The following is a 23,876-nucleotide window of genomic DNA, read 5'->3' on the forward strand; positions in this document are numbered from 1 at the left end:
CTTGAATTTTCTCAATCGATGCGGAATGGTTCAGCTATGACCGATCAAAGCGCGCTGTTGCTGGAACGGAAGCGTGCGCCCCTGGGCGCGTCCTACTGGAAGCTCTGGACCTCGTCCGGGTTGTCGAACCTCGCGGACGGGGTCTTCAAGATCGCCCTGCCGCTGCTGGCCATTCAGCTCACGCAGTCACCCACGCTGATTGCCGGGCTGAGCGTGGCGGCGACCCTTCCCTGGCTTGTCTTCGCTCTGACTGCCGGAGCGCTGGCCGACCGGCTGGACCGGCGCAGGCTTATGCTGTGGGCCAACCTCGGCCGGGGACTGCTGCCCGCCGCCCTGGTCGCCGCCCTCCTGCTGGATTTCGGCTCCATCTGGGCCCTGTATGTCGTCGCCTTGATGGTCGGGGTGGCCGAAACGCTCTACGACACCTCCGCGCAGTCGATCATGCCCCAGGTGGTACACCGGGATCAGCTTTCGCGTGCCAACGGCCGCCTCTACGCCGTCGAGCTCACCGCCAATCAGTTTGTTGGCCCTCCGCTCGGCGGGCTGCTGGTGGCCGTGGGGGTTGTTGCGGGTCTTGCGGTGCCGGCGGCGCTGTGGCTTGCCGCCGTCGGTTGCCTGTTCCTGGTCCCCGGGACTTTCCGCATGGAGCGGGAACAAAAGACAACGTTGCGTTTCGATATCGGTGAGGGGCTGCGGTTCCTCTGGCACCAGAAGATCCTCCGCACGCTCGCGGTCATGACGGGAGTGTTCAACTTCGCATCCAGCGCCGCGTTTGCGGTCCTGGTGCTCTTTGCCGTGGGGCCGACGTCGGAAATGAAACTGTCCGAGGCGGGGTTCGGCCTGCTGCTCACGGCGTCCGCCCTCGGCGCCTTCATTGGTTCCTTCAGCTCCGAATGGGCGGAGGCCAGGCTGGGCCGGTCGAAGTCCCTGATGCTCACGATCTTCGGGAGTGCGCTGGTCGTGGGTGCGCCCGCCCTGACCAGCAACCCTTACGTCCTTTGCCCCATTCTCTTTGTGGGCGGCATGCTGGTCATGCTGTGGAACATCATCACCGTCTCCCTGCGCCAGCGCATTGTTCCCAACCACCTGCTGGGCAGGGTCAACAGCGCGTACCGCCTGCTCGCCTGGGGCACCATGCCGCTCGGTGCGGCAGCGGGTGGCCTGCTGGCCCAGTGGCTGGGGCTTCAGGTCATGTTCGGCATTATGGGGCTGCTTACCCTCGGGCTGCTCGCGATGATGCCCGTCCTCACCGACAAGGCTATTGCCGCCGCCGACGTCGAATCCTGAGTTGGTTCAGAGATCGGGACGCCGGCCCGGCCCGGGGAAATGTCAATTGTCGGCGGGGGTCGGTACGGTGGGTACATGAGTCTTGCGGAGTCACCGGAGTCCGGTCCGGGCCAAAGAACCGGCCAAAGTACCGGCCAAACTGCCGGGCCAAATACGGAAAACATTGAGCGGGCCGCGGTGGCCCACGCCGCAATCGAGAGTCCGCCCGCCAACCGGCTGCGGGACACCGTTCTTCCGGTGCGCCCCGCGCTGATCGACCGCGGCTCCGCAGCCAGGATGAAGCCGCACATGCTGGCGGAGCTGCTGGGCTCTAGCGGGGTGCAGGCCATGCTCCTCTCGCGGCGCCAGGCGCTGGTCAGCGGCGAAGGCCTCGTCTTCCTGGACGCTGCCGGCCTCGCCGCGCGGCTGCAGGGGACCGCCTACGCGCCGGAACAGGTGGTCTACCTTGGCTCGGCCCTTCCCGGGGCCTCCGCGGCCGCCGGAACCCAGTACGTGCTGTTCATCCTGCCGGAGCAGTTCGAGGTCCGCGCCGAGCCTTTCGAGCAGCACGTCGAGGGCATCCCGGCCGGGGCGCAGTGGGCCGGCTTCCGCGAGGTCGCGGCGCAGTTGGACCCCACCGACACCGCCTTGTTCATCGAGGCCAGCGCCATCGCCAACTGGCACGCCACCCACACCCACTGCCCGCGCTGCGGCGCCGCGACCGTGCCGGAGGCCGGGGGCTGGGTCCGGCGCTGCCCCGCGGACAATTCCGAGCACTACCCCCGCACGGACCCGGCCATCATCGTCACCGTCGTCGGACCGGACGACCGGGTGCTGCTCGGCGGCGGAGGCCCGCTGGATTCGCGGACCTACTCCACCCTGGCCGGCTTCGTCGAGCCCGGCGAGTCGCTCGAACAAGCCGTCATCCGCGAAATCGGCGAAGAAGTGGGGGTACGGGTCACCGCGTCGCAGTACCTCGGCTCCCAGTCCTGGCCGTTCCCGGCGTCGCTGATGCTCGGTTTCACCGCGACGACGGCGGACACCGAGGCAACGCCCGACGGCGTCGAGGTCACCCGGGCCCGCTGGTTCAGCCGTGCCGAACTGCAGGAAGCGGTGCTCAGCGGCGAAATCGTGATCTCCAGCAGGCTCTCGATCGCCCGCGCCCTGATCGAGCACTGGTACGGGGGCGTCATCCAGGACCGCGCGGACACCGCATGAGGTCCCCGTGAAACCCCGCCTCGGCACTGCCACGCCCGCCCGCTCCACCCTGCGGCGCCTCCGCCGCGCACCCTTCAACGACTAAGCAGCAGACGTGAACACAGATATCTTCCAGTCCAGCGCCTTCCCGGCCGGACAGCCCGACGCCGGGGTACCAGCCCCTGAACCGGCGGCGCCGGACAACCGCTCCCTCGAGGAACGGATCCTGGGCGGCCTCGACGCCGAACAGCGCGAGGTCGCCAGCACCCTGAACGGGCCCATGTGCGTGCTCGCGGGCGCCGGCACCGGAAAGACCCGCGCCATCACGCACCGCATCGCCTACGGGGTGCACTCCGGCGTGTACAGCCCGCAGCGGCTGCTGGCCGTCACCTTCACCGCACGGGCCGCCGCGGAGATGCGCAGCCGGCTCCGCGACCTGGGCGTCGGCAGCGTGCAGGCGCGCACCTTCCACGCCGCGGCGCTGCGCCAGTTGCAGTTCTTCTGGCCCCAGGCCGTCGGCGGCGCGCTGCCGAACCTGCTCGACCACAAAGCCCAGATGATCGCCGAGGCCGCCCGCCGGCTGCGGCTCAGCACCGACCGCGCCTCCATCCGGGACCTCGCCTCGGAAATCGAGTGGGCCAAGGTGTCCATGCTCACCCCGGCCAACTACCTGGAAAAGGCCCAGGGCCGCGGCACCCCCGGCGGGTTCGACCTGACCGCCGTCGCCCGGGTGTTCCAGTCCTACGAGGACGTCAAAACGGACCGGAACGTCATCGACTTCGAGGACGTACTGCTGATCACCGTCGGCATCCTGCAGGAGGACCCCAAGGTCGCCGCCACCGTCCGGGAGCAGTACCGGCACTTCGTGGTGGACGAATACCAGGACGTGTCGCCGCTGCAGCAGCGGCTCCTGGAGCTGTGGCTGGGCGGCCGGGACGATCTTTGTGTGGTCGGCGACGCCAGCCAGACCATTTACTCCTTCACTGGCGCCTCGCCCAAGCACCTGCTCGGCTTCAAGGGCCAGTACCCGGACGCCACGGTGGTCAAGCTGATCCGCGATTACCGGTCCACCCCGCAGGTGGTGAAGCTGGCCAACGAGCTGCTGGCCGGACGGCGCAGCGGCGGACCCGTGGCGGACGCCGCCTGGGCCGCGCCGCTGCAGCTTGTGGCGCAGCGGCCCGCCGGCCCGGTGCCGCAGTTCACCGAATGTTCCGACGACGAGGCCGAGGCCGCCACGGTGGCCGTGAAGATCCGGGCGCTGCTCGACGCGGGGACGCCTGCGAGCCAGATCGCGGTGCTGTTCCGCACCAATGGCCAGTCGGAGGCCTATGAGCAGGCGCTCGCCTCGGCCGGTATCGGCTACCAGCTCCGCGGCGGCGAGCGGTTCTTCGCCCGGAAGGAAGTCCGGGACGCGATCCTGCAGCTGAGGGCCGCCACCCGCGCCGTTGCCGAAACCGCGGCGCCGGAGCCGCTCGGTCAGCTGGTCCGCGACATCGTGTCCTCTCTCGGCTACACGGATTCGGCCCCGCACAGCGGCGGCGCCCTCCGGGAACGCTGGGAATCCCTTGCCGCCCTAGTGGCGCTCGCCGACGAACTGGTGATCAGCAGGGGAGCGGAGTTCAGCCTCGCGGACTTCGTGAACGAACTGCAGGAACGCTCGCTGGCGCAACACGCCCCGACCGTGCAGGGCGTGACCCTGGCGTCGCTGCACGCAGCCAAAGGCCTGGAATGGGAGGCCGTGTTCCTCGTCGGCCTCAGCGAGGGCCTGATGCCGATCTCCTTCGCGGACACCCCCGAGGCGGTGGATGAGGAACGGCGACTGCTCTACGTCGGCATCACCCGCGCCAAAGAGCACCTCTACCTGTCCTGGTCCACCGCCAGGACGCCCGGCGGCCGGGCGAACCGCAAACCCTCGCGCTTCCTGGACGGGCTGCGGCCCGACTCGGTGGCCAGCTCCTCGGTCCGCGGCAAGGGGGCCGTGCCGCGGCGCAAGGCGGCCGCGCCGGCGTCGTGCCGCGTCTGCGGCAGCATGCTTTCCTCCGGCGCCGAACGGAAAGTGGGCCGGTGCAGCCAGTGCCCGCCGAGCTACGAGGAGCAGACCTTCGATGCGCTGCGTCAGTGGCGGAAGACGGTGGCCCTGGAGGCCGACGTCCCCGCGTTTGTGGTCTTCACCGACGCGACCCTGACCGCGATTGCCGAGGCGCGGCCCGAATCCCTGGAACAGCTCGCCACGCTGCCCGGGGTTGGTGCCTCGAAGCTGGAAAAATACGGCGAAACCGTGCTGGCGGTCCTGGCTGAAAGCTCTGCGCACTGATGGCCGGCGCCGGGAACCGCAGCAGCACCTCGCTGACCACCGCCGAGGGCGCACCCGTGGAGGTGCGCCGCTCGGCGCGCCGGCGCCGCACCGTGGCCGCGTTCTGGGAAAACGGCACGGCCGTCGTCGCCATCCCCGCCCACTTCAGCGGCGCCCAGGAGCGCGAATGGGTGCAGCGGATGCTGGAGAAGCTCCGGGCGCAGGGGACCCGGGGCCGCAAGGCCGCCGGCACGCGCCGCGCCGGCAGCGACGCGGAGCTGGCGGCGCACGCGTCCGTGCTCTCGGCCAAGTATCTCGGCGGCCGGGCCGTCCCGACCTCGGTCCGCTGGGTGACAAACCAGAACTCGCGCTGGGGCTCGGCGACGCCGTCGGAGGGCACCATCAGGCTCTCCCACAAGCTGCAGCCAATGCCGCAGTGGGTCATTGACTACGTGCTGCTGCACGAACTCGCGCACCTGCTGGTGGCGGCCCACAATGCGGCGTTCTGGCGGCTGCTCGCGGCCTATCCCGAAACCGAACGCGCCAAGGCCTTCCTTGAGGGTGTTTCCTTTGCCACCGCACGCGGCCTTCCGGCCGGGGTAGACGACGTCGGGAACCCAGCTAACGACGTCGACGCCGCCGGCGAGCTTGAGGACGCCGCCCGCTAAGGCGGTCAGGCCTTCGGACTGCCGCCCTCGTCGTCGGCGTCGGGCTTGCCGTCGGCGGCACCGGGTTCGCTGCCGTCTTCGTCCGCAGCCGGCGGGGCCGTGTCGAACCCGCCGCTCAGCAGCTTCTGCAGGGCGTCGTCAACTTCGGTGTCGCTCGCCTCGGCCAGCTTGCGGCGTTCGCTGAAGCCCTTCGGGTCATCCAGGTCCTCTGCGGTGGGCAGCAGGTCGGGGTGCTGCCAGATGGCGTCCCGGCCTTCCACACCGCGTTCTTCCTTGAGCTGGGCCCACAGGGTGGCGGCCTCGCGCAGCCGGCGGGGCCGCAGCTCAAGGCCGACGAGGGACGAAAACGCGTGCTCGGCCGGGCCGCCGGTGGCGCGCCGGCGCCGGACGGTTTCGCGTAGCGCCGCGGCGGAGGGCAGCAGCTTCTCGGTGGCGGCGGCCGTGAGCTCGTCGACCCACCCCTCCACGAGGGCAAGGGCCGTTTCCAGCTTCTCCAGCGCCTGGTCCTGCGCGGGGGTACGCTGCGGCATAAAGACGCCCTGCGACAAGGCCTCCTGGATGCCCTCGGGGTTGCTCGGATCCAGCTCGCGGGCCAGCTCCTCGATCTTCGAAGTGTCGATGTGGATGCCGCGGGCGTAGGCCTCGATCGCGCCGAGCAGGTGCCCGCGCAGCCACGGCACCTGGACGAAGAGCCGGGCGTGGGCGGCTTCGCGGACCGCCAGGAAGAGGCGGATGTCATTCTCCGGCAGGCTCAGGCCCTCGCCGAACTTCGCCACGTTGGCCGGCAGCAGCGCCATTTCCAGGTCGGCCAGCGGCACACCGATGTCGGTGGAGCTGACCACCTCGGCCGAGAGGGCGCCGATCGCCTGGCCCAGCTGCATACCGAAGATCGCCCCGCCCATGTTCTGCAGCATCGAGGACGCGCCGCCCATCATGGACTTCATTTCCTCGGGCATCTGCTCGGTCATCGCCGACGACAGGGCGTTGGCGATGCTGTTGGCGACCGGCTCGGTCAGCCGTTTCCAGGTGCCGAGGGTTTCCTCCACCCATTCGGCGCGGGACCAGGCCCGGCCGATCAGCCCGGTGGCGGGAAGCTCGGTGACCTGGTCCAGCCAGAGCTCGGCGAGCCGGAGGGCCTCGTCGACCTCACGGGACTGGGCGGCGGTGACGGACGGGTCGGAGCCGCTGGCGGCCACCCGGCGGGCGTTCTCGTGGGCCAGCTGCCAGTTCACGGGCCCGTCCGAGGAGGCGCTCATCATGGCCTGGACCTGGGAGAACATCTGGGCAAGCAGGTTCGGGTCGTCGGGCAGCCCTGCGGCCTTGGCGAGCTCCGCCGGATCGATGTCCCCCATGCCCTTGCCGCCCATCAGGTTCTGCAGCATTTCTGCCAGCGGATCCTTGGGTTCGTCGTCCCCGTTGGACGGATTGAGTGGGTTAGAGGTCATGATCCCGCCGATCGTCGGTGTGACTGGTGCTCAAGTTCACGCTACCCCTCCGCGTGAGCGGCTGTCTCCCGAAACCCGGCCCCGTTCGCTGTCGGCAAAGAGCCCCGGGCGCCCCCGAGCGCGTAGTGTTAGAGGCTGGAATATTTGCAGGCTGCCGAGCCGGTTTCGGCCGCAGCCGCAGCGCCAGATTCCGGCCCCGGAAGGGGCCCAGGCGCCGGCACGGAGAGGTCCTTCATTGACGTTTACCCAGGGCGGGCGGCCACCCGGCGAACCCGCGCCCCTCGACGGCGAACCCGCGCCCCGCGGCCGCGGCATTAAGGCCGGGCAAGCCGGCAAGGCCGGGGGAGGGGACCACCGCTCCTCCACCATGCTCGTCTCCGGCCTGCTGGCGCTGGGACTCGGCCTGGCAGCGATGACGCTTCCCGTGCCCTACGCGATCGAATCTCCCGGCCCGACGTTTAACACCCTCGGCACGGACAACGGCAAACCCGTCATCGCCGTCTCCGGGCACGAGACGTTCCCGGCCAAGGGCAGCCTGGACCTCACCACCGTGTACGTCGACGGCGGCCCCAACGGGCCGGTGACCGTGTTCGAGGCCCTCAATGCCTGGCTCAGTCCCTCCAAGGCGGTGTACCCGGAAGAGCTGATCTTCCCCAGCGGCGTCACCAAGGAACAGTCGCAGCAGGAAAGCGCCGTCGCCATGACGACATCGCAGGAGAACGCCGTCGCCGCGGCCCTAAAGGACCTCGGCATCGCGTTCGAGCAGAAGCTGCAGGTGGCCGGTGTTCCGGACGGCTCGGCGTCCAAGGGCAAAATCCTGGAAGGCGACGTCCTGGTCTCGATCAACGGCAAACCGATCACGGCCCTGAGCGTTGTCCAGGGCGAACTCGCCGCCGGAAACGGCAAGCCGGTCACGGTCGTCGTCGACCGCAACGGCAGCCAGCAGCCGCTGACGGTCACGCCGAGCAAGTCCCAGTCCGGGCGCTACCTGCTCGGCATCGCGCTGCAGTACAAGTTCAAGTTCCCGTTCGACGTCAAGATTTCCCTCGACAAGGTCGGCGGCCCCAGCGCCGGCATGATGTTCGCGCTCGGCATCGTGGACACCGTGACGCCCGGTGACCTGACCGGCGGCAAGCACATCGCCGGCACCGGCACCATCACCCCCGACGGCGCCGTGGGGGCCATCGGCGGGATCGGGCAGAAGATGGTCGGGGCCAGGGCCGGCGGGGCCACTATGTTCCTCGCCCCGGCGGCCAACTGCGACGACGTCGTGGGCCACATTCCGGCGGGCCTGCAGGTCGTCAAGGTGGAGAACTTGGCCGAGGCGCGGCGCGCCGTGGAACTGTCCGCGTCCGACGCCGACACATCCGGACTCCCCACCTGCACCAGCAACTAGACTGACCCCGGAACTAAGCTCCACCGCCACTCGTGGCACTAATAACTCAATCCAGCACTGACGACCAGCTATGAGGTACCGAGTTTGTCCCGTCCCAGCACCGTCCCGCCCGGCAGACCGCAGCAACGGCGAGGCGCCCTGACGCCCACCCTGATCGTTGTCGCCCTCATCGTGGTCGGCTTCATCTTCTTCGCCAATGTCTGGACGGACGTCCTCTGGTACCAGCAGCTGGGCTTCTTCGAAGTCTTTATGACCGAGAACCTCGCGCGGATCGCCATCTTCCTGGCCGGCTTCGCCGTCATGTTTGCTGCGATGTTCCTGGCGATCCGGATCGCCTACACGGCCCGCCCGGTCTACGCGCCGGACTCGGACGTCCGGGACAACCTGAACCGCTACCAGGCCCAGCTTGAGCCGATCCGCCGCGTGGTCATGATCGGCCTGCCGGTGCTGTTCGGCCTCTTCGCCGGCAGCGCGGCAGCCAGCCAGTGGCAGAAGGTGCTGCTCTTCCTGAACCAGGAGCCATTCGGCCAGAACGACCCGCAGTTCAACCTGGACATCAGCTTCTACCTCATGACGCTGCCGTTCCTGGGCTTCATCACCGGTTTCCTGATCAGCGTCGCCGTCGTCGCCGGAATCGCCGGCATCCTCACGCACTATCTCTACGGCAGCATCCGGCTGATGGAGCGCGGCGTGTTCACCAGCCGCGCCGCCCAGATCCACCTGGCGGTCACCGGCGCCTCGTTCCTGGTGCTGCTCGGCGCCAACTTCTGGCTGGACCGCTACTCGGCGGTGCTTAACAACGGCGGCCGCTGGGCCGGTGCGCTCTACACGGACGTAAACGCCGTCATCCCCACCAAGGCGATCCTCGCCGTCGCCGCCGGGCTCGTGGCGGTGCTCTTCATCGTCGCCGCCGTGATCGGCAAGTGGCGGCTGCCGGTGATCGGCACCGCCATGCTGGTCATCACCTCGATCCTGGCCGGCGGCGTCTACCCGTGGGTGATCCAGCAGTTCCAGGTCCGCCCCTCGGAGCAGACCCTGGAGAAGAAGTACATCGAGCGCAACATCGCCATGACCCGCGCCGCGTACGGCCTGGATAAAATCCAGGAGAAGCGCTACGAGGCCACCACCAACGCCACCACCGGCGCCCTGGCCCCGGATGCGCAGACCACAGCCAACATCCGCCTGCTGGACCCGAACCTGATCTCCGACGCGTTCTCCCAGCTGGAGCAGTACCGGCCGTACTACCAGTTCCCGAGCACGCTGAACGTGGACCGCTACGAGGTCAACGGCAAAATCCAGGACACCGTGATCGCGGTGCGTGAGCTGAACCCGGGCGGCCTCGCCACGAACCAGCAGTCATGGCTGAACCGGCACGTGGTCTACACACACGGCTACGGGGTGGTCGCGGCCAAGGGCAACAAGTTCACGGCGGACGGCAAGCCCGAGTTTCTGCAGTCCGGCATCCCGTCCAATGGCGTGCTGGGGACCGACACGAGCTACCAGCCGCGGATCTACTTCGGCGAAAACTCGCCGGACTACTCGATCGTCGGCGCCCCCGACGGCGCGGCGCACCGCGAGCAGGACCGCCCGGCGGCCAAGGAAGGCGACGCCGGAACGCAGTACACCTTCACCGGCAACGGCGGCCCGAACGTGGGCAGCTTCTTCAACAAGATCCTCTACGCGATCAAATTCCAGTCCTCGGACCTGCTGCTCTCCGACGGCGTCAACGCCGAATCGCAGATCCTCTACGACCGGAACCCGAAGGAGCGCGTCGAGAAGGTCGCGCCCTACCTGACCGTGGACGGCAACGCTTACCCCGCCGTCGTCGACGGCCGGGTGAAGTGGATCGTGGACGGCTACACCACGAGTCCGTACTTCCCGTATTCGCAGCAGGAACAGCTCTCCGACGCGACGCGGGATTCGCAGACCTCGGCGGGCCGCACCACCGCCCTGCCGAGCAACTCGGTCAACTACATCCGCAACTCGGTCAAGGCGACCGTGGACGCCTACGACGGGTCTGTCACGCTCTACGCCTGGGATGACCAGGATCCGGTCCTGAAGGCGTGGCAGAACGTTTTCCCGACCTCGCTGAAGCCCTACACCGAGATGTCCGGGGCCCTGATGAGCCACGTTCGTTACCCCGAGGACTTGTTCAAGGTCCAGCGTGAACTCCTCGGCCGTTACCACGTGACCAACCCGGATAACTTCTTCACCAACAACGACGCCTGGAGCGTTCCGAACGATCCGACCGTCAAGGAAGAAGGGGTCAAGCAGCCGCCGTTCTACATGTCGCTGCAGATGCCGGACCAGGAGAAGCCCGCGTTCCAGCTCACCTCCTCCTTCATCCCGCAGGTGGTCAACGGCAACGCCCGCAACGTGCTCTACGGCTTCCTGGCCGCGGACTCCGATGCCGGCAACCAGAAGGGCGTGAAGGCGGAAAGCTACGGGCAGCTGCGGCTGCTGCAAATCCCGCCGGAGGCCAACGTTCCCGGGCCCGGCCAGGCGCAGAACAAGTTCAACTCCGATCCCACCGTGTCCCAGGCCCTCAACCTGCTGCGGCAGGGTGCCTCGGCGGTGCTCAACGGCAACCTGCTGACGCTGCCGGTCGGCGGCGGCCTGCTCTACGTCCAGCCGGTCTACCTGAAGTCCACCGGTGAAACGTCCTACCCGACGCTGCAGCGTGTCCTGGTCGCCTTTGGTGACAAGATCGGCTTCGCGCCGACCCTGGATGAGGCGTTGAACCAGCTGTTCGGCGGCAGTTCCGGCGCCACGGCCGGCGACGCGGCCAACAACGGCCAGACGCCTCCCACCCCGGCGCCGGGGACCACCCCGCCTGCCACCGGCGGCACCGACGCCAAGGCGGAGCTGAAGGCGGCCCTGGACGAGGCCAACGGCGCGATCAAGGCCGGCCAGGAAGCGCTGGCCAAGGGCGACTTCGCGGCCTACGGCGAGCAGCAGAAGAAGCTCTCCGCAGCGCTGCAGCGGGCCATCGACGCGGAAGCCAAGATCGCCACGACGACGCCGGCGCCCACCCCGTCGGCCACGCCGTCACCGAGCGGCAGCGCGTCGCCGTCGGCCACGCCGTCGCCGTCACCGAGCAAGTAGGGGCGCACGGCACACAGCAGGCACCCAAGGCCGGAGTCCCCGTTCCGCTGGAGCGGGGACTCCGGGCTTCGCCTTGCCCGGCGTCGCCCGGGCCGGCGGGCTTCGAAGCGGGATGGGATGCACATCACGCCGCCCCGATTTGGCCTCCCGTTCACCGGCAGGTAAAGTTGTTCTTGCGACGCGGGGTGGAGCAGTTCGGTAGCTCGCTGGGCTCATAACCCAGAGGTCACAGGTTCAAATCCTGTCCCCGCAACTGAGAAGAAGTCCGGAACACTGCAAAGTGTTCCGGACTTCTTGTTTTAACCGCCGGCCCTGTCCTCCTCGGCTGAACCAGGGGAGTGGTCAAGGCGGCCGACAAAGTAGGGTAGTGTTGATCAAGCGACGCGGGGTGGAGCAGTTCGGTAGCTCGCTGGGCTCATAACCCAGAGGTCACAGGTTCAAATCCTGTCCCCGCAACCAAAGCGTCAACAAATGAAGGCCCGGATCTGATGATCCGGGCCTTCATTGTTGCCGGACGGCCCGCGTGCCGTTCAGGAGCGGGAAGCCGCCGACTGGATGGACTGGGCGAGGTCGCGGGGTCGGCTCCACATGGGCCAATGGCCCGTCGGAAGGTCCACGACGTCGAGGCGCTCAATCTTCGCTACCTCGGCAAACATGGGATGGCCTGCGCGCGCCAGCTCCAGCACCTGCGCACTCGGGATGGAACAGCACACCAGGGTGGTCCGGACCCTGCGGCGGGCGTCGTTCGTGAGCCTGACCGGCTGGCGAAGCACGGGCCCCGGTTCAGGGACGGCCCTGTCCCGAAAGCGCTCCAGGACCTCTGCGCTCAGGCCTTCCAGGCTCGCCTGCTGCGAGAGGGCATCAAAGGACGGTAGCGGAAGCTCCGCCAACTCCTTCGGCAGCTCTGGTGCGAAGGCGCCTCCCGCCGCCGCCGGGCCTGAGTCGACCCAGACCACTCGATGGACCAGCTCAGGGTGTTGGTCAAGGACGAGGCTGACGGGGGCGTTCGCCCCACTGTGGGCGACGAGAGTTGCGGGTTGATCCTCGGAGACCCCGAGTTCAGTGATGAGCTTCAGGATCGGTTGGATGGTGCCGACTGCGCAGCGCAATGCGATGGTTAACGGTGGCGCGCATCGAGCGGGCCACCGTCCCCAGGACGGCTTGCAGCGGCCATAGGATCGACGAGGTCGGAGAACCCCCAGCGAACGCCCGGCCGGTTCACGGCCGGCGTCTGGGAGCCCCTCGGTCAGCCTCTCCGGTCGCTGCCCCTTAGCCGTCCTTGAGCCGCTGGTAGGTCTCCAGCGCCCGGGCCCGGGACTCCGGGAGCCCCACGATCGGCTCCGGGTAGCCGCCGGCCGCGCCGTCGGCTTTCCACGGCTCATGCACCGCCTTGTCGTCCAGCTCCGCCAGTTCCGGGAGGAACGCGCGCAGGTACCGTCCGGCGGCGTCGTACTTCTTGCTCTGGGTGACCGGGTTGAAGATCCGGAAATAGGGCGACGCGTCCGCTCCAGAGCCGGCCACCCACTGCCAGTTGGCCGGGTTGCTCGCGGCGTCCGCATCCACGAGGGTGTCCCAGAACCACGCCTCGCCCAGCCGCCAGTCGGCCAGCAGGTTCTTGACCAGGAACGACGCCGCCGCCATCCGCACGCGGTTGTGCATCCAGCCGGTCTGCCACAGCTGGCGCATCCCGGCATCGACCAGCGGATAACCGGTGCGGCCCTGCTGCCAGGCCTCCAGCTCGGCGTCCGACGGCGTCTGCCAGGCGAAGTCGTCAAATTCGGGGCGGTAGTTGCGGGTGGCCAGCTGCGGGTTCTCGTAGAGCAGCTGCCAGCAGAATTCCCGCCAGCCGAGTTCGGAACGAAAGACCCCGACGTCGGCCGGGGCGCCGTGCGGGAAGTGTTCCCGGAGCGCGTGCCAGACCCGGAACGGGCTGATTTCGCCGAAGCGCAGGTGCGGGGAGAGCCGGCTCGTACCCTCGACGCCAGGCACGTCCCTGCCGGTGCCGTATTCGGATGCCGGCCCGTCCAGGAAGTCTTCCAGCCGGCGGCGGGCGCCTGCCTCGCCGGGCGTCCATTCCGCGGCCAGCCCGGCGCTCCAGTCCGGGTGCTGGGGGAGCAGGGCCCAGTCTCCCAGTGCCTCGCGGGCCGGCAGGTCACCGGAGCCGGTCCGCGCGGGTGCCGGGAGCCGGTCCGGGGCGTCAACCGGCTGCCGGGGTTCCGGGGCCTCTAGGCAGGCCCTCCAGAACGGGGTGAAGACCTTGTACGGCCCGCCGGCGCCGGTGCGGACCGTCCAGGGCTCGAACATGAGGCTGGCCTGGAAGCTCGAGGCGGCGATGTCCTGCCCGGAGGCCCACTCCTTGAGGCCGGCGTCGACGGCGCGTTCCGGGCCGCCGTAGCGGCGGTTCCAGAACACGCGGCCGGCACCGGTTTCCGCGGCCAGTGCCCGGACCACCCGGTCCGCCGGGCCGCGGCGCAGGAGCAGACGCGAACCGGCCGCTTCGAGATCGGTGGCAAGCGCCTCGAGTGAATGGTGCAGCCACCACTTCACCGCCCCGCCGAGCGGTCGAATCCCCGGGGATTCTTCGTCCAGGATATAGACCACGGTGAGGGGGTCGCCTAGCGCGGCGGCCTCGGCCAGCGCGGGATTGTCGTCAAGGCGGAGGTCGTCGCGAAGCCAAACGAGAGTCGAGGACATGGCTCCACGCTACTGGATCGGCGGCACGGGAACGGGCCCGGGCACAGCAAGGGCCGGGCACCCCGCGGTGCCCGGCCCTGCCTGACGTGGTTAGAGCTTGTCGAAGTCGGCTTCGTCCACCGTGCTGCCCGCGGTCGAGCCGTTGCCGGCGCCGAGGGCCTGGCTGCGGCTGCCGGACTTGAGCGCGGCGAGGCGCGCTTCGATTTCGGTCTGTTCGCCGAGATCCTCCAGGGAGTTGAACTGGGCGTCCAGGCTGGAGGCGGCGAGTTCCTGCTGGCCGCGGACCTTGGCCTCTTCGCGCCGGATCTTCTCTTCGAAGCGGCCCACCTCGGAGGTCGGGTCCATGATGTCGATGCTCTTGAGTGCGTCGTGCACCTGGGTCTGCGCGGCGGCGGTCTTGGACCGGGCGACGAGTTCGTTGCGCTTGCTGGTGAGCTCGTTGAGCTTGCCCTTCATCTGGTCCAGGCCGTGCTTGAGCTTGTCCACCACCTCGGTCTGCGACGCAATGCTCGGCTCGGCCGACTTCGCCTCGTTCTCCGACGAGATCTGGCGCTGCAGGGCCACCTTGGCGAGGTTGTCGAACTTCTCGGCATCCACCGTGTCTCCCTTGGCACGGTACTCGTCGGCCTTGCGCGAGGCGGCCAGGGCCTTGTTGCCCCAGTCCTGGGCGTTCTTGACGTCCTCGTTGTAGTCATCCTGGAGCATGCGCAGGTTGCCGATGGTCTGCGCGACAGCCGATTCGGCCTCGGCAATGTTGTTCGTGTAGTCGCGGACCATCTGGTCCAGCATCTTCTGCGGGTCCTCTGCCTGATCCAGCAAGGAATTGATGTTCGCCTTCGCCAGCTGTGCCATACGGCCGAAAATGGACTGCTTAACCATGGTGATGCCTTTCGTCCTATCCAGTGATGGCCACTGGATTCGGTGAACAGTGAATGTACCGCTTCTACCCGCCGGCCGGAACGAGTCCGCCGGCGCCTAGTCTGTAACCCGTCGGCTAGAAGTCGCCCCCGCCGCCGAAATCGCCGCCCCAGCCTCCGCCGGAGTCGCCCCCGCCGCCGAAACCGCCGCCGGAGTCGCCGCCGCCCCAGCCGCCTCCGCCGCCCCAGCCGCCGCCACCGCCGCCATGGAGGATGGAGTTGATCAGGATGCCGCCGAGGATGGCGCCGCCGAGGCCGCCGCCTCCGCCGCCGCCGAACATTCCGCCGCGGCCGTAGCCCTGGTTGGCGAAGCCGCCGAACTGGTCCACGTCGGCCTGCGCCTGCTGCGCCGCCTGGGCGGCGAGGGCGTGGGCCTGCTGGGCGTACTGCAGGGCCGTCACCGGGTCGGTGCGCGAGATGGACAGGGCGTAGTCGAGGTTGCGCTGCGCCTCCGCGAGCCGGGTGCGCGCCTCGGTGCCCACGCCGCCGCGGCGGGCGGTGATGTAATCCGAGGTGGCGCTGATCTGCGCCTGGGCGGACATGATGCTCTGCTGCAGCGAGGCCTGCGCCCGGCGGGCTTGTTCCTGCTGGTCGCGGATGCCGGTGAGGGCGGCATCCAGGGACTGGTGGGCCTTCTCCACCCGCTCCAGCGTGGCGATCGGGTCGATCTTGCCGCCCTGGATCTCTGCCTTGACCTCGGCCAGTGCGGCCTCAACGCCGGCCACCGGTCCGGCCAGTTCCGGGTGGGCGCCGGACTGGATCATGGCCCGCGCCTGGGCCAGGTCCTGGGAGGTGTCAACGACGGCGGTCTCCAGGCCGCCGCGGGCCTCGTCCAGATTCGCCGCCACCTTGGTGATGGCGCCGAGCAGCACGTTGGTCTGGTGCAGGCTCTCCTCCGCGGCCCGGACGGCGACGGCGGCGAGGCTGCCCTCACCGGCGCTGAGTTTCTCCTGGGCCGTGGCCGAGGCGTTCTGCACAAAGGCCAGCCGCTCCTTGGCCTGGCTGATGTTGTCCGCGACCTGCGTCAGCGCGCTGTCCGCGTATTTCGCCCGGAGCCCGGTCAGGGACTCCTCGGCTGCGGCGATTTTGGCCTCGGCTTCGGCGGCGCCGGCCCCGACGGCGGCGAGTGCCTGCGGGGCGTTCTTCTCCAGCTCGCGGAGCGAGTCGAAGTCCGCCTTCTGCTCCTGGAGGGAGGCCAGCGCCGCCTCGGAGCGGCGGATGATCTCGCCCAGCCAGGTCCGCTGCTGCTCCTCGGTGTCCGGGATGTGGTCGTCGAGCTGCTGCTGCAGCTTGAACGACTCGGACATGTGGGCCTTGGCGTCCTGCAGTGCCTTGGTGAAGTTCCCGACGGCGGCGTCGCCGTACTGCGCCTGGGCGAAGCCGAGCTCCTGCTCGCTGGACTTGATGGCGTCGTCCGCTTCGATCAGCAGGGTGCCGCTCTTGCGCCGCAGTTCTTCTACGCTCAGCCCGGCCAGCGGGTCCAGGTCGGCGCCTTGGGGTCCGTAGGCTGTGCCGCCGGCGGCTGCCTTCTTCCGGCGGTTGCGGAGGTAAAGGTAGGTTCCCACGCCGCCGGCGGCCACAACCCCGACCCCAACGAGGACGCCGTTTCCGGCGCCCGACGGGACCGTGCCGCTGCCGCCGCCTGCGGCGTCGCCGATGGCTGCGGCCGTGTCGATGGCAGCCTTGGCGTAGTCGCCGTTCCGCAGTTGCGGGTCCACCGCGTTCTTGATGATGTTGTCGCGCTGGGCGTTGGTGATCTTGCTGTTGACCGGTTTGCTCAGCTGGTATTTGCGGGCGTCCGTCGCCACGGCGAGAACCAGGGAGTTTGAGCCCAGATTGGCTTTCTGCGCCACGGCCTGCGCCCACTGACCGCTGTCCGTCGGGTTCTGGAAGGTCTTGACGTAAACCACGTAGAGATTCATCTGGTGGTCGGTGCCGAGTTTCTTGATGGCGGCATCAACATCCGACTTTTTCCCGCCAAGGACTCCGGCCGTGTCGACAATCTTGTTGGCCGGATCCAGAGTCACCGGGTCTTCGGCGAGCGCGGGAGCGGCGGGGAGGGCCAGCAGTCCGGCGACGCCGAGAACGGCGAGGAATCGTTTCATCATTGACCGCATCGGTAACCCTTCAGCACTTCTGTGACCGGATCAAGCCGAACCGGTCGTCTCAGAACGCAGCAGCGCCCCCACGCAGGTGTAAAGCCGCAGGTCGCTGTGGCAATTCCATTTGATTCTATGGTGCACCCCGGAGGCCGTCCACCGCCGGGAATATGCCACCAGCGAAACGCGCTGAACCCAGCGGGACGGCCGTCAACTGTGCCTGTCACAGAGGCGCTGGCGTTCAGGAACCTCCCAGCAAATGTTCGCTTTTGCACCAGCCTGGGCGAGCATACTTATCTGCAGACGAGGATGAAAGGAAGTCCCATGACTGAGAACCCAATGCAGGGCGCGTCACCGGATCCATCAATGAAGAACCGGGACCCGCTTGGGCCGGGTGAGAGTGGTGCCGCGGCTCCGCACGCCGCGCCCGCTGAGGACTCAGCTCAGGAGAACCCGACCATGAGGCTGGACCGGCCGGCGGGCGAGGCGCCGCGGCCGGTGTACCCCCAGCGCCCCCCGGCCTACGGCCAGTCTTCGGACACCGACACCCAGCAGTTCGGTGCGCCGTACTCCCAGACCCCCGGCGCCTACGGCAACCAGCCGCCAGCGGGACCGCCGCCTTACAACTCGTTCAACCACCCCGGCAACGCGCCGAAGCGCAAGGCCGCCTTCGGCGTTCCCACCCTTGTCGCCAGCATCCTCGCCGCTGGCCTCGTGGGCGGCGGCGTTGTGGCCGGCAGCAGCGCCCTGATGGGCAACCGCCCGGTGGCCGCCACCGGCAGCACCAGCCAGTCCGGCACCGTGATCGTCAACAACAAGGACGACGTCAACGCCATCACCGCCGCCGCCCAGAAGGCCTCACCCAGCGTTGTGACCATCAAGGCCACGAGCGGCAGCGACGGCGGAACCGGCTCCGGCATCATCCTCGACGGCGACGGGCATGTCCTCACCAACACCCACGTCGTCACCCTGGACGGCAAGACGGCCAAGGCCGCCGTCGAAGTCCGCACCAGCGACGGCAAGGTCTTCAGCGCGAAGATCGTCGGCACCGACCCGCTCTCCGACCTCGCCGTGATCAAGATCGACAACCCGAGCGGGCTTGTCCCGGCCACCCTCGGCGACTCCAGCAAGCTCAACGTCGGCGACACCGCCGTCGCGATCGGCTCCCCGCTGGGCCTGACCGGCACCGTGACCGACGGCATCGTCTCGACGCTCAACCGCACCATCAGCGTGGCGTCTTCGGCGGCACCCAAGGACGGCGCGGACAACTCCCAGGGCGGCGACCAGGGCTTCCAGTTCGCGCCTCCCGGCGGCGGGCAGGCGCCGAGCACCGCCAACCAGGGCAGTATCTCGATCAACGTCATCCAGACCGACGCGGCGATCAACCCGGGCAACTCCGGTGGTGCGCTGGTCAACAGCAAGGGTGAAATCATTGGCGTCAACGTCGCGATCGCCTCCGCCGGCGGGGACGCCAGCGGCAGCAGCAGCGGCAACATCGGCGTCGGCTTCAGCATCCCGATCAACCACGCCAAGCGGGTGGCCCAGGAAATCATTACTAACGGCAAGGCCAGCCACGGCCAGCTCGGGGTCAGCGTCAAGTCCAAGGCGGCAGGCAGCTCGTCCTCCGGCTTCTCGGTCGGCGCCGATGTGGCCACGGTCGAGCCGGGCTCGGCGGCGGACAAGGCCGGGATCAAGGTCGGCGACGTCGTCACGAAGTTCCAGGACCGCTCCATCAGCGATCCGAACCAGCTCACGGCGGCCGTGCGGGAGCAGGCCGCGGGCGCCACGGTCAAGGTGACCGTCCTGCGGGGCGGCCAGGAGAAGGAACTCGACGTGACCCTCGGGGCCGCAGCCGAACAGTAACCACCGGTGCAGCAGTGCACCATCGAAGGAAAGGCCGGCCGGCACCTTGGGGGTGCCGGCCGGCACTGTTTTTCGCGGACCCTTTTCCGCCGGGCAGCAGGGACGGGCAGCCACCCCGCCGCACGCCGTCCGTCCGGTCCTGACACAGGCGTTAACCCGGCCCGCGCCGGGGGCGCGCTATATGGTTAGCTAGGAGAAACCGCGGCGCCCCCGGGCGCCCCCTGGCCACGACCCACCCGGCTGGCCGCCCACCCGCATGGAAGGCTGCTGTAGACACAGTGGAAGAGACCCTGAAGATCATCGTGCTGGTCAAGCACGTACCGGACGCGCAGTTCGACCGCCACCTCACCGGCGGGGACAACACCACGGACCGCTCCGAAAGCATCCTGTCGGAGCTGGACGAATACGCCCTCGAAGCCGCGCTGCAGCTGATCGAGGCCCGCGGCGGCGAGGCCGCCGGCAACAAGGTCATCGCCCTGAGCATGGGCCCGGCCGGCGCCGTCAACGCGGTCAAGAAGTCGCTCCAGATCGGCGCGACCGAAGGCGTGCACCTCAGCGACGATGCGCTCGCCGGTTCGGACGCGGCAGCCACCTCGCTCGCCCTGGCGGCCGCGATCCGGCACCTTGGGGCCGACGCCCCCGCCGACCTGGTGTTGACCGGCATGGCCTCCACCGACGGCGAGACCTCCCTGGTTCCGGCCCAGCTGGCAGAGCGCCTGGGCCTGCCGCAGGTGACCTTTGCCGCCTCGCTCGACGTCGACGGCGGCAAGCTCACCGCCCGCCGCGACGGGGACTCGCACGCGGACACGATCGAGGCCACCCTGCCTGCGCTGGTCTCCGTGACGGACCAGATCAACGACCCCCGCTACCCGAATTTCAAGGGCATCATGGCGGCCAAGAAGAAGACCATCACCACTCTGACGCTGGCCGACATCGGCGTCGACCCCGCCTCGGTGGGGCTGGCAGGGTCCTGGACCGCCGTCGAGACCGCCGAGGTCCGCCCGCCACGGACGGCCGGCACCATCATCACCGACGAGGGCGACGCCGGCATCAAGCTGGTCGAGTTCCTGGCCGCGCAGAAGCTGCTCTAAGGGGAGAACCGGACATGGCAAAAGTACTTGTATTCATTGACACCCCCGGGGCCGCGCTGAAGAAGTCCAGCCTGGAGCTCCTCACCATCGCCCGCTCTTTGGGCGAGCCGGCCGTGGCCTTCAACGGCGAACTGCAGGACGACGTCGCCGCTGACCTCGCCGCGTACGGCGCGGAGGAGCTCTACGTCCCCGCCGCGGCGGACCTCAACGACTACCTCGTCGGGCCGAAGGCCGCGTTCCTCGCCGCCGCCGCGCAGGCCTCCGGGGCTACCGTGGTGCTGGCCGAGAACTCGGCCGAGGGCAAGGAGATCGCGGCGCGGCTGGGCATCAAGCTCGGCGCCGGCGTGATCACCGACGTCGTCGCGGTGGACCCGGACGGCACGGCGCACAAGTCGGTGCTTGCCGGCTCGTACACCACCACGGCGAAGGCCACCACCCCCGTGGCCGTCTTGACCGTCAAGTCCAACAGCGTTGAGCCGGAGCCGGCCGCCGCGGCGACCGCCCCGCAGCCCGTCACCGTGGAACTGCCGGCCGATGCCACGGCCGGGGCCGCGCGCGTGACCGCCCGGAGCGACAAGGCCGCCAGCGGCCGCCCCGACCTGTCCGAGGCCCGGATCGTGGTGGCCGGCGGCCGCGGCGTGGACGGCAACTTCGGGCCCCTCGAGGAGCTGGCAGACGCCCTGGGCGCGGCCATCGGCGCCTCGCGCGCGGCCACGGACGCCGGCTGGATCGGCCACGACGCCCAGATCGGCCAGACCGGCAAGACCGTCTCGCCGCAGCTCTACATCTCCGCCGGCATTTCCGGAGCCATCCAGCAGAAGGCCGGCATGCAGACCGCCAAGGTGATTGTGGCCGTCAACAAGGACGCCGAGTCGCCGGTGTTCGAGATCGCCGACTTCGGCATCGTCGGCGACCTCTTCCAGGTGCTGCCCCAGGCCACCGAGGAAATCAAGAAGCGCAAGGCCGGCCAGTGAGCAGCCACGCCCCCGCGGCACAGAGCCCGTTCGATCCGGAGCACCACCGGATCGAGCGGGTGCTTTGTTTCACCGCCCACCCGGACGACGTCGATTTCGGCGCCGCGGGCACCATCGCCGCCTGGACCGCCGCCGGGGTCCAGGTCAGCTACTGCATCATGACCGACGGCGACGCCGGCGGCTTCGACCCGGCGCAGCGCGACGAAATCGTGCGGCTGCGGACCGAGGAGCAGCAGCGCGCCGCCGCCCTTGTGGGCGTCACCGACATCCACTACCTCCACCAGCGCGACGGCTACCTCGAGGCCTCCCACGAGGTCATGCGCGAGGTGGTGCGCCTGATCCGCCAACTCCGCCCCGACGTCGTGCTGGCCATGCATCCCGAGCGCAACTGGAACCGCATCCAGAAGAGCCACCCGGACCACCTGGCCGTGGGCGAGGCGGTGACGCGGGCGGTGTACCCGGCGCTGGAGAACCCATTCGCCTACCCGGAGCTGGCCGAGGCCGGGCTGGACGCCTACAAACTGCCCTGGCTCTGGCTGTTCGCCGGACCGGAGGAACGCGAAAACCACTTCGTCGATGTCAGCGCGCACGTCGAGTCCAAACTCGCCGCCATCCACATCCACGTCAGCCAGCACCCGGATGTCGAGGCCATGGAACGCACCGTCCGGGCCCTGATGCTGGGCACCGCGGAACGCGGCGGGCTGGCCGAGGGCCGCAGCGCCGAGGCGTTCCACGTGGTGGCCGTCAACGGTCCCGGCACCATCGCCGGTTTCTAGTGTTGCCCGCGGGGGAGCGCTGCCATATGCTTGCCATTGTTTAAATCATATTTATTGATGGAAGGCAGACTTTAATGGCGAAGACTGCGCAGCACCCCGTTCTGGTCATCATGGGCGTCTCCGGCTCGGGCAAATCCACCGTGGCCGGCCTGCTGGCCGGCCGGCTCGGCTGGGAACTCGCCGAAGGCGACGACCTGCACCCCGCCTCCAACGTGGCCAAAATGCACGCCGGCCAGCCGCTGACGGACGAAGACCGCTGGCCGTGGCTGGACAGCATCGCCGCCTGGATCCGGGCGCACACGGCGTCCGGGACCCCCGGCGTCGTGACCTGCTCAGCCCTGAAGAAGCGGTACCGGGACGTGCTGCGCGGAGAGGGTGTTGTCTTCGTGTTCCTCGAAGGCAGCAAGGACCGGATCTCGGACCGGCTCGCCTCCCGGCACGGCCACTTTATGCCGCCGGCCCTGCTGGAGTCCCAGTTCGAGGCCCTTGAGGCCCCCACCGGGGACGAAAACTCCATCACCCTCTCCGTCGGTGCAACCCCGGCCGAAGAGGCGCAGGAAATCATTGACCGGCTCCACCTCGAGGCCGCCGGCGCCGGCACGCACTGACCGCTCGCCGGCCCCCCTTCATTCCCAGCTAGGAACACCTTTGAATCCTCTTGCAGCACTGCAGCTTCCGGCTGCCGTCGAGGCCTGGACCGGCCACGACACCCGACTCCTGGTAGTCGCCGCCGTCGGCATCGCACTGATCGTGGTGCTGATCGCCAAGTTTAAGCTCCACCCCTTCCTCGCCCTGGTGCTCGGCTCGGCCTTCGTCGGCCTGGCCTCGGGGGTGGAGCTGGCGAAGATCATCACCAACTTCGAGGACGGGGTCGGCGGCGTCCTGAAGGAGGTCGGCCTGCTGATCGCCCTCGGCGCCATGCTGGGCAAGCTCCTGGCGGACTCCGGCGGCGCCAACCGGGTGGTGGACACCCTCCTGGCCAAGGCCAGCGGCAACCGCATGGTCTGGTCCATCACCCTCGTCGCCGTGATCATCGGCCTGCCGATGTTCTTCGAAATCGGCCTGGTGCTGCTGCTGCCGGTGATCGTCCTGGTCACCCAGCGCTCCAGGATGCCGCTGATGCGCATCGCCATCCCCGCCCTGGCCGGGCTGTCGGTGCTGCACGGCCTGGTGCCGCCGCACCCGGGGCCGCTGATCGCGATTAGCGCCGTCAAGGCCGAACTCGGCACCACGCTCGCGCTCGGGCTCTTGGTCGCCATCCCCACGGTCATCATCTGCGGACCGTTGTTTTCCCGGCTCGCCGCCCGCTGGGTTCCCGTGGGGGCGCCCGCCGTCGCGGGCGGCATCGACACCGAGCACGGGGCGGACCTGGAGGGCGTCAAACGCCAGCCGAGCTTCCTGGTGACACTCCTGACCATCATCTTCCCGGTGGTGCTGATGCTGCTCAAAGCCGTCGTGGACATCATCTGGCCGGACGCCAAGACGGCGCCGTGGATCCGGGTCTTCTTCGACTTCGTGGGCCAGCCGCTGGTGGCCATGACCCTGGCCGTGCTCCTGGCGATCGGCACCTTCGGCTACGCCGTGGGCTTCACCGGCAACAAGATCACCACCAAGATCGGCGCGAGCCTCGGCCCGATTGCCGCGATCCTGCTGATCGTCGGTGCGGGCGGCGGCTTCAAGCAGACCCTGATCGGCGCCGGCGTCGGCGACGCGGTCAAGAAGTGGGCCGAGGGCGCCAACATGTCCGTGCTGGTGCTCGGTTTCCTCGTGGCGGTCGCGCTGCGCCTGGCCACTGGTTCCGCCACCGTGGCCACGGTGACGGCGGCCGGCATCGTCGCCCCGCTGGCCAGCTCGCTCTCGCCGACCCACGCCGCCCTGCTGGCCCTCGCGATCGGCGCCGGCTCGCTGTTCCTCTCGCACGTCAACGACGCCGGCTTCTGGCTGGTGAAGGAACTGTTCGGCCTCAGCGTCGGCCAGACCTTCAAGACCTGGTCCGTGATGGAAACGCTGATCTCGGTGGTGGGCTTCGGCTTCGTGATGCTGCTCTCGCTGGTCATTTAGCGCCGCAGGACAACACCAACCGGAACAACAA

17 protein-coding genes, 2 tRNA genes and 1 pseudogene are annotated in these 23,876 nt (G+C 68.9%); 15 read left to right on the forward strand and 5 right to left on the reverse strand.

What is annotated here, in order from left to right; all coding sequences use genetic code 11:
• Nucleotides 1-36: 36 nt before the first annotated feature.
• From E7Y32_RS10420 to E7Y32_RS10435, 4 genes are all read left to right on the forward strand, one after another.
• A complete protein-coding gene (locus tag E7Y32_RS10420) occupies nt 37-1,287 on the forward strand; it encodes an MFS transporter (protein ID WP_146337053.1) in 1,251 nt (416 codons plus the stop codon).
• A 177-nt stretch (nt 1,288-1,464) separates the two neighbouring features.
• A complete protein-coding gene (nudC, locus tag E7Y32_RS10425) occupies nt 1,465-2,484 on the forward strand; it encodes an NAD(+) diphosphatase (protein ID WP_261382405.1) in 1,020 nt (339 codons plus the stop codon).
• Nucleotides 2,485-2,686: 202 nt separating this feature from the next.
• Nucleotides 2,687-4,777 (forward strand): ATP-dependent DNA helicase UvrD2, encoded by a 2,091-nt coding sequence (locus E7Y32_RS10430; RefSeq protein WP_146338494.1) that lies wholly within the window; start codon nt 2,687-2,689, stop codon nt 4,775-4,777.
• On the forward strand, nt 4,777-5,424 hold the full coding sequence (locus E7Y32_RS10435) for a M48 family metallopeptidase (protein WP_146337055.1): 648 nt from the start codon (nt 4,777-4,779) through the stop codon (nt 5,422-5,424). The genes E7Y32_RS10430 and E7Y32_RS10435 overlap by 1 nt, the downstream gene beginning before the upstream one ends.
• A gap of 5 nt (nt 5,425-5,429) precedes the next feature.
• Here E7Y32_RS10435 and E7Y32_RS10440 read toward each other — a convergent pair whose 3' ends face one another.
• Nucleotides 5,430-6,869, reverse strand: a complete 1,440-nt coding sequence (locus tag E7Y32_RS10440; protein WP_146337056.1) for a zinc-dependent metalloprotease — start codon at nt 6,867-6,869, stop codon at nt 5,430-5,432.
• 235 nt (nt 6,870-7,104) lie between these two features.
• Between E7Y32_RS10440 and E7Y32_RS10445 the strand changes: the two genes are divergently transcribed.
• The 4 genes from E7Y32_RS10445 to E7Y32_RS10460 all read left to right on the forward strand — a co-directional run bounded on the left by E7Y32_RS10445 (nt 7,105) and on the right by E7Y32_RS10460 (nt 11,829).
• Nucleotides 7,105-8,265, forward strand: a complete 1,161-nt coding sequence (locus tag E7Y32_RS10445; RefSeq protein ID WP_261382406.1) for a PDZ domain-containing protein — start codon at nt 7,105-7,107, stop codon at nt 8,263-8,265.
• 84 nt (nt 8,266-8,349) lie between these two features.
• Nucleotides 8,350-11,370: a UPF0182 family protein gene (locus E7Y32_RS10450; protein ID WP_186466973.1), complete on the forward strand. Its 3,021-nt coding sequence runs from the start codon at nt 8,350-8,352 to the stop codon at nt 11,368-11,370.
• A gap of 179 nt (nt 11,371-11,549) precedes the next feature.
• Nucleotides 11,550-11,623 (forward strand) — tRNA-Met (locus E7Y32_RS10455).
• Nucleotides 11,624-11,752: 129 nt separating this feature from the next.
• A tRNA-Met gene (locus tag E7Y32_RS10460) sits at nt 11,753-11,829 on the forward strand.
• Nucleotides 11,830-11,900: 71 nt separating this feature from the next.
• On the opposite strand, the gene E7Y32_RS10465 is transcribed toward E7Y32_RS10460, so the two are convergent.
• Entirely contained in the window at nt 11,901-12,479 is a 579-nt protein-coding gene (locus E7Y32_RS10465; protein ID WP_261382407.1) for an alpha/beta fold hydrolase, read from the reverse strand.
• On the opposite strand from E7Y32_RS10465, the pseudogene E7Y32_RS16425 reads away from it, so the two are divergent.
• Nucleotides 12,452-12,643, forward strand: a pseudogene (locus tag E7Y32_RS16425) (hypothetical protein); the annotation flags it as partial. The gene E7Y32_RS10465 and the pseudogene E7Y32_RS16425 sit on opposite strands and share 28 nt — an antisense overlap.
• Here E7Y32_RS16425 and E7Y32_RS10475 read toward each other — a convergent pair.
• The 3 genes from E7Y32_RS10475 to E7Y32_RS10485 form a co-directional block, all read right to left on the reverse strand.
• Nucleotides 12,640-14,064: a deoxyribodipyrimidine photo-lyase gene (locus tag E7Y32_RS10475; protein WP_146337059.1), complete on the reverse strand. Its 1,425-nt coding sequence runs from the start codon at nt 14,062-14,064 to the stop codon at nt 12,640-12,642. The pseudogene E7Y32_RS16425 and the gene E7Y32_RS10475 sit on opposite strands and share 4 nt — an antisense overlap.
• A gap of 90 nt (nt 14,065-14,154) precedes the next feature.
• Nucleotides 14,155-14,943: a PspA/IM30 family protein gene (locus E7Y32_RS10480; RefSeq protein WP_146337060.1), complete on the reverse strand. Its 789-nt coding sequence runs from the start codon at nt 14,941-14,943 to the stop codon at nt 14,155-14,157.
• Between the two features lie 115 nt (nt 14,944-15,058).
• Nucleotides 15,059-17,098, reverse strand: a complete 2,040-nt coding sequence (locus E7Y32_RS10485) for a TPM domain-containing protein (RefSeq protein ID WP_146337061.1) — start codon at nt 17,096-17,098, stop codon at nt 15,059-15,061.
• 306 nt (nt 17,099-17,404) lie between these two features.
• Here E7Y32_RS10485 and E7Y32_RS10490 point away from each other — a divergent pair, with 306 nt between their 5' ends.
• From E7Y32_RS10490 to E7Y32_RS10515, 6 genes are all read left to right on the forward strand, one after another.
• Nucleotides 17,405-18,943: a S1C family serine protease gene (locus E7Y32_RS10490; protein ID WP_146337062.1), complete on the forward strand. Its 1,539-nt coding sequence runs from the start codon at nt 17,405-17,407 to the stop codon at nt 18,941-18,943.
• Between the two features lie 290 nt (nt 18,944-19,233).
• The gene (locus E7Y32_RS10495; RefSeq protein ID WP_146338497.1) at nt 19,234-20,034 is read left to right on the forward strand and encodes an electron transfer flavoprotein subunit beta/FixA family protein; all 801 of its coding nucleotides are present in this window, start codon (nt 19,234-19,236) and stop codon (nt 20,032-20,034) included.
• A gap of 14 nt (nt 20,035-20,048) precedes the next feature.
• Nucleotides 20,049-21,008, forward strand: a complete 960-nt coding sequence (locus E7Y32_RS10500) for an electron transfer flavoprotein subunit alpha/FixB family protein (RefSeq protein WP_146337063.1) — start codon at nt 20,049-20,051, stop codon at nt 21,006-21,008.
• On the forward strand, nt 21,005-21,784 hold the full coding sequence (locus tag E7Y32_RS10505) for a PIG-L deacetylase family protein (RefSeq protein ID WP_146337064.1): 780 nt from the start codon (nt 21,005-21,007) through the stop codon (nt 21,782-21,784). The genes E7Y32_RS10500 and E7Y32_RS10505 overlap by 4 nt, the downstream gene beginning before the upstream one ends.
• Nucleotides 21,785-21,858: 74 nt before the next feature.
• Nucleotides 21,859-22,392 (forward strand): gluconokinase, encoded by a 534-nt coding sequence (locus E7Y32_RS10510; RefSeq protein WP_146337065.1) that lies wholly within the window; start codon nt 21,859-21,861, stop codon nt 22,390-22,392.
• Between the two features lie 40 nt (nt 22,393-22,432).
• Nucleotides 22,433-23,845 (forward strand): GntP family permease, encoded by a 1,413-nt coding sequence (locus E7Y32_RS10515; RefSeq protein ID WP_261382408.1) that lies wholly within the window; start codon nt 22,433-22,435, stop codon nt 23,843-23,845.
• The last annotated feature ends 31 nt before the right edge of the window (nt 23,846-23,876 follow it).

Source organism: Arthrobacter sp. UKPF54-2 (genome assembly GCF_007858535.1).
Taxonomy (GTDB): domain Bacteria; phylum Actinomycetota; class Actinomycetes; order Actinomycetales; family Micrococcaceae; genus Arthrobacter.

Coding starts and splice junctions, on each gene's coding strand:
- E7Y32_RS10480 (WP_146337060.1), bottom strand. CDS start 14,943: ATGGTTAAGCAGTCCATTTTCGGCCGTATGGCACAGCTGGCGAAGGCG.
- E7Y32_RS10500 (WP_146337063.1), top strand. CDS start 20,049: ATGGCAAAAGTACTTGTATTCATTGACACCCCCGGGGCCGCGCTGAAG.
- E7Y32_RS10420 (WP_146337053.1), top strand. CDS start 37: ATGACCGATCAAAGCGCGCTGTTGCTGGAACGGAAGCGTGCGCCCCTG.
- E7Y32_RS10440 (WP_146337056.1), bottom strand. CDS start 6,869: ATGACCTCTAACCCACTCAATCCGTCCAACGGGGACGACGAACCCAAG.
- E7Y32_RS10475 (WP_146337059.1), bottom strand. CDS start 14,064: ATGTCCTCGACTCTCGTTTGGCTTCGCGACGACCTCCGCCTTGACGAC.
- E7Y32_RS10510 (WP_146337065.1), top strand. CDS start 21,859: ATGGCGAAGACTGCGCAGCACCCCGTTCTGGTCATCATGGGCGTCTCC.
- E7Y32_RS10485 (WP_146337061.1), bottom strand. CDS start 17,098: ATGCGGTCAATGATGAAACGATTCCTCGCCGTTCTCGGCGTCGCCGGA.
- E7Y32_RS10435 (WP_146337055.1), top strand. CDS start 4,777: ATGGCCGGCGCCGGGAACCGCAGCAGCACCTCGCTGACCACCGCCGAG.
- E7Y32_RS10490 (WP_146337062.1), top strand. CDS start 17,405: ATGACTGAGAACCCAATGCAGGGCGCGTCACCGGATCCATCAATGAAG.